Annotated in this window: 12 protein-coding genes and 1 pseudogene; 12 read left to right on the plus strand and 1 reads right to left on the minus strand. The window is 61.6% G+C overall.

Going from position 1 to position 14,367, the window contains the following annotated elements; translation table 11 throughout:
• Positions 1-63: 63 nt before the first annotated feature.
• Positions 64-1,629 carry a methyl-accepting chemotaxis protein gene (locus tag JFU58_RS26970; RefSeq protein ID WP_093200349.1) on the plus strand — a complete coding sequence of 522 codons (1,566 nt, stop codon included), beginning with the start codon at positions 64-66 and terminating at the stop codon, positions 1,627-1,629.
• An 84-nt stretch (positions 1,630-1,713) separates the two neighbouring features.
• On the opposite strand, the gene JFU58_RS26975 is transcribed toward JFU58_RS26970, so the two are convergent.
• On the minus strand, positions 1,714-2,406 hold the full coding sequence (locus JFU58_RS26975; protein WP_063032280.1) for an alpha/beta family hydrolase: 693 nt from the start codon (positions 2,404-2,406) through the stop codon (positions 1,714-1,716).
• 79 nt (positions 2,407-2,485) lie between these two features.
• Here JFU58_RS26975 and ccoN (JFU58_RS26980) point away from each other — a divergent pair, with 79 nt between their 5' ends.
• The 11 genes and pseudogenes from ccoN (JFU58_RS26980) to JFU58_RS27030 all read left to right on the plus strand — a co-directional run bounded on the left by ccoN (JFU58_RS26980) (position 2,486) and on the right by JFU58_RS27030 (position 14,358).
• Positions 2,486-3,910 (plus strand): cytochrome-c oxidase, cbb3-type subunit I, encoded by a 1,425-nt coding sequence (ccoN, locus tag JFU58_RS26980; protein ID WP_017477185.1) that lies wholly within the window; start codon positions 2,486-2,488, stop codon positions 3,908-3,910.
• 10 nt (positions 3,911-3,920) lie between these two features.
• The gene (gene ccoO / locus JFU58_RS26985) at positions 3,921-4,529 is read left to right on the plus strand and encodes a cytochrome-c oxidase, cbb3-type subunit II (RefSeq protein ID WP_010176375.1); all 609 of its coding nucleotides are present in this window, start codon (positions 3,921-3,923) and stop codon (positions 4,527-4,529) included.
• 3 nt (positions 4,530-4,532) lie between these two features.
• Entirely contained in the window at positions 4,533-4,739 is a 207-nt protein-coding gene (locus JFU58_RS26990; RefSeq protein ID WP_003219012.1) for a cbb3-type cytochrome oxidase subunit 3, read from the plus strand.
• Entirely contained in the window at positions 4,736-5,683 is a 948-nt protein-coding gene (gene ccoP, locus JFU58_RS26995; protein WP_063032284.1) for a cytochrome-c oxidase, cbb3-type subunit III, read from the plus strand. The genes JFU58_RS26990 and ccoP (JFU58_RS26995) overlap by 4 nt, the downstream gene beginning before the upstream one ends.
• 473 nt (positions 5,684-6,156) lie before the next feature.
• Entirely contained in the window at positions 6,157-7,599 is a 1,443-nt protein-coding gene (gene ccoN, locus JFU58_RS27000; RefSeq protein ID WP_063032286.1) for a cytochrome-c oxidase, cbb3-type subunit I, read from the plus strand.
• On the plus strand, positions 7,599-8,207 hold the full coding sequence (gene ccoO / locus JFU58_RS27005; protein ID WP_003193167.1) for a cytochrome-c oxidase, cbb3-type subunit II: 609 nt from the start codon (positions 7,599-7,601) through the stop codon (positions 8,205-8,207). The genes ccoN (JFU58_RS27000) and ccoO (JFU58_RS27005) overlap by 1 nt, the downstream gene beginning before the upstream one ends.
• A 5-nt stretch (positions 8,208-8,212) precedes the next feature.
• On the plus strand, positions 8,213-8,398 hold the full coding sequence (locus tag JFU58_RS27010) for a CcoQ/FixQ family Cbb3-type cytochrome c oxidase assembly chaperone (RefSeq protein WP_008437575.1): 186 nt from the start codon (positions 8,213-8,215) through the stop codon (positions 8,396-8,398).
• Positions 8,395-9,372 (plus strand): cytochrome-c oxidase, cbb3-type subunit III, encoded by a 978-nt coding sequence (gene ccoP / locus JFU58_RS27015; RefSeq protein ID WP_017477182.1) that lies wholly within the window; start codon positions 8,395-8,397, stop codon positions 9,370-9,372. The genes JFU58_RS27010 and ccoP (JFU58_RS27015) overlap by 4 nt, the downstream gene beginning before the upstream one ends.
• Positions 9,373-9,803: 431 nt before the next feature.
• Positions 9,804-11,218: pseudogene (ccoG, locus tag JFU58_RS27020) on the plus strand (cytochrome c oxidase accessory protein CcoG).
• Between the two features lie 14 nt (positions 11,219-11,232).
• The gene (locus tag JFU58_RS27025; RefSeq protein WP_017477180.1) at positions 11,233-11,772 is read left to right on the plus strand and encodes a FixH family protein; all 540 of its coding nucleotides are present in this window, start codon (positions 11,233-11,235) and stop codon (positions 11,770-11,772) included.
• 135 nt (positions 11,773-11,907) lie between these two features.
• A complete protein-coding gene (locus JFU58_RS27030; protein WP_201142792.1) occupies positions 11,908-14,358 on the plus strand; it encodes a heavy metal translocating P-type ATPase in 2,451 nt (816 codons plus the stop codon).
• The last annotated feature ends 9 nt before the right edge of the window (positions 14,359-14,367 follow it).

Here is a 14,367-nt window from a genome sequence, read left to right on the forward strand (position 1 = left end):
AATAAGTTAAATAAAACCCCGCAGCGGCCGACAACCCATCAAAGCCTTGCGGATTGAACAATCATGCGTAATAACCAACCCGTTACCCAGCGCGAACGTACCTTCCCCGCTCAGCAACGGTTGATCTCCACCACGGATGCCAAAGGCGTGATCACCTACTGCAACGACGCCTTTGTCGAGATCAGTGGGTTTTCCCATGACGAACTGTTGCGTGCCCCGCACAACCTGGTTCGTCATCCGGATGTTCCGGCGGCAGTGTTCGCACACATGTGGTCGACGCTCAAACAAGGCTTGCCATGGATGGGCATCGTCAAGAACCGCTGCAAGAGCGGTGATCACTATTGGGTCAACGCCTATGTGACACCGGTCTTCGACGGCAATCAGGTGATCGGCTACGAGTCGGTTCGGGTCAAGCCCACCGCCGAGCAGATTCGCCGTGCCGAGGCGCTTTACCAGCGCATCAACCAGGGCAAGCCGGCCATCCCGCGCCGCGACAAGTGGCTGCCGGTGTTGCAGGACTGGCTGCCGTTTATCCTGGTCAGCCAGTTGAGCTTTCTGATTGGCGTCTGGCTCAATTCCCACTGGGGCTTTGCCTTGGCCGCCGCGCTGTCGGTACCGCTGGGCCTGCTGGGCCTGAGCTGGCAACAGCGCGGGCTCAAGCGTTTGCTGCGCCTAGCCGAGCAGACCACGTCCGACCCGCTGATTGCGCAGATGTACACCGACAGCCGCGGCGCCCAGGCGCGCCTGGAGATGTCGATCCTCAGCCAGGAGGCGCGCCTGAAGACGTGTCTTACCCGTTTGCAGGACACGGCTGAACACCTCAACTCCCAGGCTGCGCAGTCCAACACCCTGGCGCATAACAGCTCCAGCGGTCTTGAACGCCAACGCGTGGAAACCGAACAGGTGGCCACGGCAGTCAACCAGATGGCCGCGACGACTCAGGAAGTCGCCAGCCATGTACAACGCACCGCCGACGCCACTCAGGAAGCCAATCGCCTGACCGGGCGTGGCCGTGATATCGCCGGCGAAACCCGCGAGGCGATTCAGCGCCTGTCGGTGGCGGTCGGGGAAACCGGTGTGACCGTGACCCAACTGGCCAAGGACAGCGATGAGATCGGCGGCGTGGTGGATGTGATCAAAGGCATCGCCGACCAGACCAACCTGCTGGCGCTGAACGCGGCCATCGAAGCGGCCCGTGCCGGCGAGATGGGCCGGGGCTTCGCAGTGGTGGCCGACGAAGTGCGGCAACTGGCCCAGCGTACCAGCGAGTCCACCGGGCAGATTCACGCGCTGATCGCCAAGCTGCAACAGACCGCCAACGCCGCCGTACAGACCATGGACGCCGGGCATCGCCAGGCGGAGGAAGGTGTGGCGCGGGTAATGGAGGCGGACCAGGCGCTGATCGGGATCAGTGAAGCGGTAGCGCATATCACTGACATGACGGCGCAGATTGCGGCGGCGACCGAAGAGCAAAGCTCGGTGGCTGAAGAGATCAGCCGTAATATCAGCACCATTGCGTTGCTGGCGGACCAGACGTCGGAACAGGCGTTGAACTCGGCACAGTTGAGTGAAGAGCTGACGCATACCGCCAATACCCAGTACTCGCTGGTAGAGCGGTTTAACCGGTAAATCGCTATCGCAGGCAAGCCAGCTCCCACATTTGACTGTGTTCACACATCAAAATGTGGGAGCTGGCTTGCCTGCGATGAGGCCCTAAAGGCCAGCAAGAAAGCTTGAGACCTTCACCGCCGCAGCCTCCAGATGCTGCTCATGACTAAACCCCGAAGCCTTCAACGGCTTCAAATCATGATCCCCCGCTACCCGCCACATCACCTCGATACTCGGCGACAACACATACCCTTCCACCGCCGCCCGATTGCCCAGCGCATCCCGCTCGCCCTGCACAATCAACGTCGGCGTCTTCAGCCCGGCCAGATGCTCGGTTCGTGGTTTCTCCGGCTTGCCCACCGCATAAAACGGATAACCCAGGCACACCAGCGCATCCGCGCCCAATTCATCCGCCAGCAAACTGGCCATCCGCCCGCCCATGGACTTGCCGCCAACCGCCAGTTTCCCAGCGACATGACGTCGCACCTCGGCATACACCTCACGCCAGCATTCCAGCAGTTTCGGGGCTGGATTGGGTGGGCGTTTACCGCCGTCCACACGGCGCTGGGCCATGTACGGAAACTCGAAGCGCAACACGTTCACGCCATGCCCGGCAAGGCGTGCAGCCATGTCGTTCATGAAGCCCGAGTCCATCGGCGCACCCGCGCCGTGGGCCAGGATCAACGTCGCGGGCGTACCCGCGATAGACCCTGTCGCGGCATCCCACAACCAGCCGCGTTCCCGCACACACTGCGCCCATTGATCCCCGTCAATACTGGCCTTGTGCTCTTTGCCCATGCTTGCCTCGCTTTTTAGTCTGCCTATAACTCCAGCCCAAGTGCCGCATTTGCTTGGGTTGAACCGTGGATGGGGAACCATGAACACTACTTTAAGTACCGCCTATAACTACAAGGTGGTCCGCCAATTCGCCATTATGACGGTGGTGTGGGGCATCGTCGGCATGGGGCTCGGGGTTTTTCTCGCAGCCCAGTTGGTATGGCCCGAACTCAACTTCAATTTGCCCTGGACCAGTTTCGGCCGTTTGCGCCCGCTGCACACCAACGCGGTGATCTTTGCCTTTGGCGGTTGCGCGCTGTTTGCCAGCTCCTTCTACTCGGTGCAGCGCACCTGCCAGACCCAGCTGTTCGCGCCCAAACTCGCGCAGTTCTGCTTCTGGGGCTGGCAGTTGGTGATTGTGCTGGCCGCGATCAGCTTGCCGCTGGGCTACACCACCTCCAAGGAATACGCCGAGCTGGAATGGCCGATCGCCATTCTCATCGCCGTGGTCTGGGTGGCCTACGGCGTCGTGTTCTTCGGCACGGTGATGAAGCGCAACACCAAGCATATCTACGTCGGTAACTGGTTCTTCGGTGCGTTCATCATCACCGTGGCTATCCTGCACATCGTCAACCACGCGTCCCTGCCGGTGAGCTGGACCAAGTCCTACTCGGCCTACGGCGGTGCGACGGATGCCATGGTGCAGTGGTGGTACGGGCATAACGCGGTAGGCTTTTTCCTCACCGCAGGCTTCCTTGGGATGATGTACTACTTCGTGCCGAAACAGGCCGAACGTCCGGTGTATTCCTATCGCCTGTCCATCGTCCACTTCTGGGCACTGATCACCCTGTACATCTGGGCCGGCCCCCACCACTTGCACTACACCGCGTTGCCGGACTGGGCACAGTCTCTGGGCATGGTGATGTCGCTGGTGCTGCTGGCACCGAGCTGGGGCGGGATGATCAACGGCATGATGACCTTGTCGGGCGCCTGGCATAAGTTGCGCAGCGACCCGATCCTGCGCTTCCTTGTCGTGTCTCTCGCGTTCTACGGCATGTCGACCTTCGAAGGGCCGATGATGGCCATCAAGACGGTCAACGCCCTCTCCCACTACACCGACTGGACCATCGGCCACGTACATGCCGGCGCCCTCGGTTGGGTGGCGATGATTTCCATCGGCGCGCTGTACCACATGATCCCGAAAGTCTTCGGTCGCGAGCAGATGTACAGCGTCGGCCTGATCAACGCGCACTTCTGGCTGGCCACCATCGGCACCGTGCTCTACATCGCTTCGATGTGGGTCAACGGCATTGCCCAGGGCCTGATGTGGCGTGCGGTCAATGAAGACGGCACCTTGACCTACTCCTTCGTCGAAACCCTGGTGGCCAGCCACCCAGGCTTCATCGTGCGGCTGGTGGGTGGGGCGATCTTCCTCAGCGGCATGTTCCTGATGGCTTACAACACGTGGCGCACCGTGCGTTCGGCACAACCCGCCGAAGTCGCCGCTGCGGCGCAGATGGCCTGAGGAGTCGATGATGAAACACGAAACCATTGAAAAGAACGTCGGCCTGCTGATGCTGCTGATGGTGCTCGCCGTGAGTATCGGCGGCCTGACCCAGATTGTGCCGCTGTTCTTCCAGGACGTGACCAACAAGCCGGTGGAAGGCATGAAGCCCTACACCGCGCTGCAACTGGAAGGCCGCGACATCTACATCCGCGAAGGTTGCGTACAGTGCCACTCGCAGATGATCCGCCCGTTCCGCGCCGAAACCGAGCGCTACGGCCACTACTCGGTGGCCGGTGAAAGCGTGTGGGATCACCCCTTCCTATGGGGCTCCAAACGCACCGGGCCGGACCTGGCCCGCGTCGGCGCGCGCTACTCGGACGACTGGCACCGCGCGCACTTGTACAACCCGCGCAACGTGGTGCCGGAATCGAAGATGCCGGCGTACCCATGGCTGGTCACCGCTCCGGTCGACAGCAGCCACACCGAGACCAAGCTCAAAGTGATGCGCACCCTCGGCGTGCCGTACACCGACGACGACATCGCCGGCGCCGTGGCCACCCTCAAGGGCAAGACCGAGATGGACGCACTGGTTTCCTACCTGCAAGTGCTCGGCACTGCCATCAAGAGCAAGAGGTGAGCCATGGGATTTGAATTCGATGCTGGAACCATCCGCGGCCTCGGCACACTGGTCGTGGCCATCGCCTTCATCGGCCTGTCGCTGTGGGTGTTCAACTCCCGGCGCAACGCGGAGTTCGCCGAGGCCTGCCTGCTGCCGTTTGCCGATGAACCGCTACCGCCAACCCCCGACGCTCAAGAAGAGCCTGCAACAAGGAGCAACCGGCCATGACTACCTTCTGGAGTACATGGATCTGTGTACTGACCCTCGGCAGCCTGATCGGCCTGACCTGGCTGTTGATCGGCACCCGCAAGGGCGAGACCAAGGGCAGCGTGGACCAGACCATGGGCCACGCCTTCGACGGGATCGAGGAGTACGACAACCCGCTGCCGCAGTGGTGGTTCATGCTGTTCGCCGGCACTCTGGTGTTTGCGGTCGGCTACCTGATTCTCTACCCGGGCCTGGGCAACTGGAAAGGCGTGCTGCCGGGCTATGAAGACGGTTGGACCTCGGCCAAGGAATGGGACAAGGAAATGGCCAAGGCCGACACCAAGTTCGGACCGATCTTCGCCAAATTTGCGGCCATGCCCGTAGAAGAAGTCGCCAAGGACCCGCAGGCGCTGAAAATGGGCGGTCGCCTGTTTGCCTCCAACTGCGCGGTTTGCCACGGCTCGGATGCCAAGGGCGCCTACGGCTTCCCAAACCTGGCGGACAACATCTGGCGCTGGGGCGGTTCGGCGGACGCCATCAAGATGACCATCATGAATGGCCGTCATGCCGCGATGCCGGCCTGGGGTGAAGTGCTGGGCGAAGACGGTGTGAAAAACGTCGCGGCCTATGTGCGCCATGAACTGGCGGGCCTGCCGTTGCCGGCAGACAGCACCGCTGACGTTGCGGCGGGCCAAGTGGCGTTCAGCACCACCTGTGTCGCCTGCCACGGTCCGCAAGGCCATGGTGTGGAAGCCATGGGTGCGCCGAACCTGACGCAACCCAGCGGCTTTATCTACGGCACCAGCCTGGCACAGTTGCAGCAGACCATTCGCCACGGCCGCCAAGGCCAGATGCCCGCGCAGGAAGTGCTGCAAGGCAATGACAAGGTGCATTTGCTTGCGGCCTACGTCTACAGCCTGTCCCATAACGCCGATGGCGCGACGCCTGACAGCCAACCCGAGTAATCCTGCACTCCCCAAAAGCCGCGCCTGCTTCAGGTGCGGCTTTTTTGCGACCCATTGTCGCACCCTTCCGATCAGCGACTTTCCCCTCCTGCCATTCGGGTCTACGCTTGTTTGCACAGTGGACCGGCATTGGCCGGTCGATGGCCGACTTGCACTCGATGGGTTGAAACATTTCTGCTCGATGACAGGCGCAAAGGCTGGTACTTACCGGCTGTCGTGCCACTAACCACTCGTCACCCGAGCGGCTTGTTTACACACACTCAGTTACAAGTACCTTCGACCCGCTTAAAATCCTGTCCAAGTCGTCAGCTTTTAACCCTGAATTTTGTCCTTACGCCAAACATGGAAAGGGCGCAGAATCTGGTTTGGAACGCATTGACGCAGGTCACCTTGCGTTGCAATGGAATCTTGCTTTCTCCATACTTGCGACCGATTTTTACCCTATAAAAAAACCTAAACCGTGGAACCTTAGAATGAGCACAGCAATCAGTCCGACTGCTTATAACTATAAGGTAGTCCGCCAGTTCGCCATCATGACGGTGGTCTGGGGGATCCTTGGCATGGGGCTCGGTGTCTTCATCGCCTCGCAACTGGTTTGGCCAGAGTTGAATTTTGGCCTGCCATGGACGACGTTTGGACGCCTGCGCCCGTTGCACACCAACCTGGTGATTTTTGCCTTCGGTGGATGTGCACTGTTTGCCACTTCTTACTACGTCGTGCAGCGAACCTGCCAAACGCGACTGATTTCCGATGCATTGGCTGCCTTTACCTTCTGGGGCTGGCAAGCGGTCATCGTTGGCGCGATCATCACCCTGCCGCTGGGCTACACCACCACCAAGGAATACGCCGAGCTGGAATGGCCGATCGCCATTTTGCTGGCGATTGTCTGGGTGACCTACGCGGTGGTGTTCTTCGGCACCATCGTCAAGCGCAAGACCAAGCACATCTACGTCGGCAACTGGTTCTACGGGGCGTTTATCCTGGTGACGGCGATGCTGCACATCGTCAACCACGCCTCCTTGCCGGTGAGCTTCTTCAAGTCCTACTCGGCCTACGCCGGTGCGACGGACGCGATGATCCAGTGGTGGTACGGCCACAACGCCGTAGGCTTCTTCCTCACCACCGGCTTCCTGGGGATGATGTACTACTTCGTGCCGAAACAGGCCGAGCGTCCGATCTACTCCTATCGCCTGTCCATCGTGCACTTCTGGGCGCTGATCACCCTGTACATCTGGGCCGGTCCGCACCACCTGCACTACACCGCGTTGCCGGACTGGGCCCAGTCCCTGGGCATGGCCATGTCGATCATCCTGCTGGCGCCAAGCTGGGGCGGCATGATCAACGGCATGATGACCCTGTCGGGCGCCTGGCATAAATTGCGCACCGACCCGATCCTGCGGTTCCTCGTGGTATCCCTGGCGTTCTACGGCATGTCGACCTTCGAAGGCCCGATGATGGCCATCAAGACCGTCAACTCGCTGTCCCACTACACCGACTGGACCATCGGCCACGTACACGCCGGCGCCCTCGGTTGGGTAGCGATGATCTCCATCGGTGCGCTGTACCACATGATCCCGAAACTGTTCGGCCGTGCGCAGATGCACAGCGTCAGCCTGATCAACACACACTTCTGGCTGGCCACCATCGGTACCGTGCTCTACATCGCCTCGATGTGGGTCAACGGCATCACCCAGGGCCTGATGTGGCGTGCGATCAACGACGACGGCACCCTTACTTACTCCTTCGTCGAAGGGCTGCAAGCCAGCCATCCGGGTTACATCGTGCGCGCCCTCGGCGGTGCGATCTTTGCCAGCGGCATGCTCTTCATGGCCTACAACGTCTGGCGCACCGTGCGTGCCTCCGACCCTAAAGAAGCCGAAGCCGCCAGCCAGATCGCCGTTGTGGGAGCTCACTGATGAAGCATGAAGTAGTCGAGAAGAATATCGGCCTGCTGGCCTTCTTCATGGTCATCGCCGTGAGTATCGGCGGCCTGACCCAGATCGTTCCGCTGTTTTTCCAGGACGTGACCAACAAACCGGTGGAAGGCATGAAGCCGCGCACCGCCCTTGAACTGGAAGGCCGCGACGTCTACATCGCCAACGGCTGTGTCGGCTGCCACTCGCAGATGATCCGTCCATTCCGCGCCGAAACCGAACGCTACGGCCACTACTCGGTGGCCGGTGAAAGCGTGTGGGACCACCCGTTCCTGTGGGGTTCCAAGCGTACCGGCCCGGACCTGGCCCGTGTCGGCGGTCGTTACTCCGATGACTGGCAGCGTGCGCACTTGTACAACCCGCGCAACGTCGTGCCCGAGTCGAAAATGCCGGCGTACCCGTTCCTGGTCGAAAACAAACTCGACGGCAAGGACACCGCCAAGAAGATGGAAGTCTTGCGCACCCTCGGCGTGCCCTACACCGACGAAGACATCGCCGGCGCGGCAGCTGCCGTGAAGGGCAAGACCGAAATGGACGCACTGGTGGCCTACTTGCAAGGCCTTGGCACCATCATCAAAAGCAAACGGTGATCACGATGGATATCGGGATGATTCGAGGCCTGGGCACCGTTGTCGTGATGGTGGCCTTTATCGGCCTGGCGTTGTGGGTGTTCAGCCCCAAGCGCAAGTCGGAGTTTGAAGACGCGACGTTGCTGCCCTTCGCGGATGATCCCGAAGCCATCAAGCACGTCGTAGAAGCGTCTAGGAGTAACAAAGAATGACTACGTTCTGGAGTCTGTACGTCACAGTCCTCAGTCTGGGTACCATTTTCGCCCTGACCTGGCTGCTGCTGTCGACCCGCAAGGGCCAGCGCGCCGAGCAAACCGATGAAACCGTCGGCCACTCGTTCGACGGCATCGAGGAGTACGACAACCCGCTGCCGAAATGGTGGTTCATGCTGTTTGTCGGCACCATCATCTTCGCCCTCGGTTACCTGGCGCTGTACCCTGGCCTGGGCAACTGGAAAGGCCTGCTGCCGGGCTATAACTACCTCGACAACGACAAGCAAACCCCCTTCGCCAACGGCCAGACGGGCTGGACCGGCGTGCACGAATGGGAAAAGGAAATGGCCAAGTCGGACGCCAAGTTCGGGCCGATCTTCGCCAAGTTCGCCGCGATGCCGATTGAAGAAGTGGCCAAGGACCCGCAAGCCTTGAAGATGGGTGGCCGCCTGTTCGCCTCCAACTGCTCGGTGTGCCACGGTTCCGACGCCAAGGGGGCCTACGGCTTTCCCAATCTGACCGACGCCGACTGGCGCTGGGGCGGCGACCCGGCCACCATCAAGGAAACCATCATGAAAGGTCGCCACGCGGTGATGCCGGCCTGGGCCGAAGTCATTGGCGAGCAAGGCGTGGCCGATGTGGCCGGCTTTGTGGTGACCAATCTCGATGGCCGTAAACTGCCGGAAGGCGCCAAGGCTGACGTGGCCAACGGCGAGAAACTCTTCGCCGCCAACTGCGTGGCGTGCCACGGTCCCGCCGGTAAAGGTACACCCGCCATGGGCGCACCTGACCTGACCCACCCGGGCGCCTTCATCTACGGTTCGAGCTTCGCGCAACTGCAGCAGACCATCCGTTATGGCCGTCAGGGCCAAATGCCTGCGCAGGAGCAATTGCAGGGCAATGACAAGGTGCATTTGCTGGCGGCGTATGTTTACAGCCTGTCCCATGGGGACAAGCCGGCGGACGCCGAGTAAGGCAAAACGGCCATAAAAACGGCTCTGTCAGCGGAAGCTGACAGAGCCGTTTTTGAAACCACCAAAGATCCAATGTGGGAGCGGGCTTGCTCGCGAATGCGGTGTATCAGTAACCAATAAGTTGACTGACACTGCGCATTCGCGAGCAAGCCCGCTCCCACATCAGACCTGCCTTGTTTTGAAGATCTGGGTCTCTTGGCTGACTGCATTGAGGACCTGCCGGCCCACCGCAACAGCAAAAACCGTCCATACTTCACAAGTCAATTGATCCAGATCACGTACACCATCAATTGACTTCCCCCAACGCGACCAAAGGTCGCACCCGTCAAAGGGTATCCGGGGCGTATCATTAGGCCACTGCAACACCCCTATTTTGACCCCGGTTGGCACGTACTGGCCGAGGCAAATCTCCACTGCCGTGGGATGCAATGATGAGCAACCAGATTCCGGTACATGACGTTACCCCGCCTGCCAAAAAATCAAGCAACACTGTCGATCTCTACGCATCACGGGAGAAAATCTACACCCGCGCCTTCACCGGTTTGTTCCGCAATTTGCGGATGCTCGGTGGCGCCGGTTTGTTCCTGCTCTACTTCGGCACCGTGTGGCTGAACTGGGGTGGCCACCAGGCCGTGTGGTGGAACCTGCCGGAGCGTAAATTCTTCATTTTTGGCGCGACCTTCTGGCCCCAGGATTTCATCCTGCTGTCAGGCATCCTGATCGTGGCGGCGTTTGGCCTGTTCTTCATCACCGTGTATGCCGGCCGCGTCTGGTGCGGCTACACCTGCCCGCAAAGCGTGTGGACCTGGATCTTCATGTGGTGCGAAAAAGTCACCGAAGGCGACCGCAACCAGCGCATCAAGCTGGACAAGGCGCCGATGAGCGCCAACAAGTTCCTGCGCAAATTCAGCAAGCACAGCCTGTGGCTGATCATCGGCTTCGTCACCGGCATGACCTTCGTCGGCTACTTCTCGCCGATCCGTGAGCTGGTGTTCGACTTCTTCACCGGCCAGGCCGATGGCTGGTCGTATTTCTGGGTCGGCTTCTTCACCCTCGCCACCTACGGCAACGCCGGTTGGCTACGGGAGCAAGTGTGCATCTACATGTGCCCATATGCGCGTTTCCAGAGTGTGATGTTCGACAAGGACACCCTGATCGTGTCCTACGACCCACGCCGTGGCGAAACCCGTGGCCCGCGCAAAAAGGTATCGACTACAAGGCCGAGGGCCTGGGGGATTGCATCGATTGCACGATGTGCGTGCAGGTGTGCCCCACCGGCATCGACATCCGTGACGGCCTGCAGATCGAATGCATCGGCTGCGCGGCCTGCATCGACGCCTGCGACAACATCATGGACAAGATGGACTATCCGCGCGGGCTGATCAGCTACACCACCGAGCACAACCTGTCGGGGCAGAAAACCCATAAACTGCGCCCGCGCCTGATCGGTTATGCCCTGGTTCTGCTGGCGATGATGGGCTTGTTGGCAGGCGCATTCTTCATGCGTTCGCTGGTGGGTTTCGACGTCAGCAAGGACCGAGTGCTGTACCGCGAAAACGCCGAAGGCCGGATCGAAAACGTCTACAGCCTGAAGATCATGAACAAGGACCAGCGCGACCACACTTACGTGCTGGAAGCCGCAGGCCTGCCGGACCTCAAGCTGCAAGGCCGGCGCGAGATCAAGGTGGCTGCCGGGGAAATCTTCAGCATGCCGGTGGAGCTGTCGAGCGCGCCGGAACAGCTGCCGTCGAGCACCAACGAGGTGAAATTCATCCTCAAGGATGCCGATGACGACAGCGTTCACATTGAAGCCAAGAGCCGATTCATCGGCCCACAAGTCCGTTAATAGAGAGCCGAACAATGCCCGCAGCTACTGCCGCAAGCCCCTGGTACAAGCACCTCTGGCCCTGGATCATCATCGGGATCCTGACCTGTTCGGTGACATTGACCTTGTCCATGGTGACCATCGCGGTGAAGAACCCCGACAACCTGGTCAACGACAACTACTATGAGGCGGGCAAAGGCATCAACCGTTCCCTGGACCGCGAACTGCTGGCCCAGACCCTGCAACTGCGGGCCAAGGTGCACCTGGACGAGCTGACCGGCGAAGTCGAGGTGCACCTGACCGGCAACAGCGGGCCCGGCACCCTGGAACTGAACCTGATTTCGCCGACCCAGCCAGAGAAGGACCGCAAGATCATCCTGACCCGCAGCGACAGCGAACCTGGCCGCTACATCGGCCAAGTGACCGACAAGGTCGAAGGCCGCCGCTTCGTCGAACTGCTGGGGGTGGAAGGCGACAGGACCTGGCGCATGTTTGAAGAAGAACAGGTCAGCCATGACAAGGACTTGCTGCTGGGTGACGAGCCGCTGCAGGGTGCTGAAGACCTGAAAAAATAGAGCGGCACCTGTTTGATCGTTCCCACGTTCTGCGTGGGCATGCATTCCGTGACGCTCCGCGTCACAAGAGCGGACGCGGAGCGTCCAACGAAGCGTTCCCACGCAGAGCGTGGGAACGATCATCGGAACTGAGCCATGACCACCCCAACCCCCTGCTACCACTGCGCCCTGCCCGTGCCGCCCGGCAGCCGGTTCACTGCGGTGATCCTCGGCGAGCCCCGCGAGCTGTGTTGCCCGGGCTGCCAGGCGGTGGCCGAGGCGATTGTCGCCGGTGGCCTGGAAAGCTATTACCAGCACCGCAGCGAAGCCTCGGCCAACCCCGAGGCACTGCCGGTGCAACTGGTGGACGAGCTGGCGCTGTATGACCGCGCGGATGTGCAAAAGCCTTTCGTCCGCCACGACGGCGGTCTGTCGGAAGCCACGCTGTTGATGGAAGGCATCAGCTGCGCCGCCTGCGGCTGGCTGATCGAAAAACACCTGCGCAGCCTGCCCGCCGTGGCCGCGGCGCGGCTGAACCTGTCCAACCACCGCCTGCACGTGCGCTGGGCTGACGGGCAATTGCCGTTGAGCCAACTGCTCGGCGAGTTGCGCCATATCGGCTACGCCGCCCACCCGTACCAAGCTGATCGCGCCGCCGAACAACTGGCCAGCGAAAACCGCCTGGCCTTGCGTCAATTGGGGGTGGCCGGGCTGCTGTGGTTCCAGGCGATGATGGCAACGATGGCCACCTGGCCGGAATTCAACATCGACCTGAGCCCGGAGCTGCATGTGATCCTACGCTGGGTCGCGATGTTTCTTACAACGCCCATCGTGTTCTACAGCTGCGCCCCCTTCTTCAAAGGTGCGATGCGCGACCTGCGTACCCGCCACCTGACCATGGATGTCTCGGTGTCGCTGGCGATTGGCGGTGCATACCTGGCCGGGATCTGGACCGCCATCACCGGCACCGGTGAGCTGTACTTCGATGCCGTCGGCATGTTTGCCTTGTTCCTGCTGGCCGGGCGCTACCTGGAACGCCGCGCCCGGGAACGTACGGCGGCGGCGACCGCGCAGTTGGTCAATCTGTTGCCGGCTTCGTGCCTGCGCATGAGTGCCGATGGGCAAAGTGAGCGGATCCTGCTCAGCGAACTGGCCTTGGGGGATCGGGTGCTGGTGCATCCGGGTGCGGTGCTGCCGGCAGATGGCATCATCCTCGACGGCCAGTCGAGCATCGACGAGTCCCTGCTGACCGGCGAGTACCTGCCGCAACCGCGACAGGTCGGCGATGCGGTGACCGCCGGCACCCTCAACGTCGAAGGCGCGCTGACCGTCGAAGTCCGCGCCCTGGGCCACGACACACGCCTGTCGGCCATCGTGCGCCTGCTGGAGCGGGCCCAGGCGGAAAAACCCCGGCTGGCGGAGATCGCCGACCGCGCCGCCCAATGGTTCCTGTTGTGCTCGCTGATCGCGGCCGCAGTGATCGGCCTTGTATGGTGGGAGCTGGACTCTTCACGGGCCTTCTGGATTGTCCTGGCGATGCTGGTTGCGACCTGTCCTTGCGCCCTGTCCCTGGCGACGCCAACCGCCCTGACGGCGGCCACCGGCACCCTGCACAAGCTCGGCCTGCTGCTGACCCGGGGCCACGTGCTGGAAGGCCTGAACCAGATCGACACGGTGATTTTCGACAAGACCGGCACCCTCACCGAAGGTCGTCTGGCCTTGCGCGCGATCCGCCCGTTGAGCGTGCTGGGCAGCGACGAGTGCCTGAGCCTTGCCGCCGCGCTGGAACAACGCTCGGAACACCCGATTGCCCGCGCATTCGGCCGCGCACCACTGGCGGCGGATGAAGTGCTCAGCACACCGGGACTGGGGCTGGAAGGCATTGTCGGTAAACGCCGGTTGCGCATTGGCCAGCCGGGTTTTGTCTGCGAATTGAGCGGCTGTGCCCTTCCCGCCTCGCCAACGGAAGCCGGGCAATGGTTGCTGCTGGGGGACACCGACGGCGCCCTGGCCTGGTTTGTCCTGGATGATCGCCTGCGCAGCGACGCCCCCGCCTTGCTCGCCGCCTGCAAGGCCCGCGGCTGGCGCACCTTGCTGCTGTCGGGCGACAGCTCGCCAATGGTCGCCAGCGTCGCCCTTGAGCTGGGCATCGACGAAGCACACGGCGGCCTGCGCCCCGACGACAAGCTGCAAATGCTGCAACAGTTGCACATGGAAGGCCGCAAGGTGCTGATGCTCGGTGACGGCGTCAACGACGTGCCGGTGCTGGCCGCCGCCGATATCAGCGTGGCTATGGGTTCGGCCACCGACCTGGCCAAGACCAGTGCCGACGCGGTACTGCTGTCGAACCGCCTCGACGCCCTGGTACAAGCCTTTACCCTGGCCCGGCGCACTCGCCGGGTAATCATTGAAAACCTGCTGTGGGCCGGGCTGTACAATGGCCTGATGTTGCCGTTTGCCGCCCTCGGCTGGATCACCCCCATCTGGGCAGCGATCGGCATGTCCCTCAGTTCGTTGACCGTGGTGCTCAACGCCCTGCGCCTGACTCGCATGCCGAGCACGCCAGCCGCGAGCGTCACCCCCGTTAACCGTCCGCTGCCGGCTTGAGCCGCGCGG

It is taken from the genome of Pseudomonas sp. TH34, from assembly GCF_016650865.1.
In the GTDB taxonomy this organism is placed as follows: domain Bacteria; phylum Pseudomonadota; class Gammaproteobacteria; order Pseudomonadales; family Pseudomonadaceae; genus Aquipseudomonas; species Aquipseudomonas yamanorum.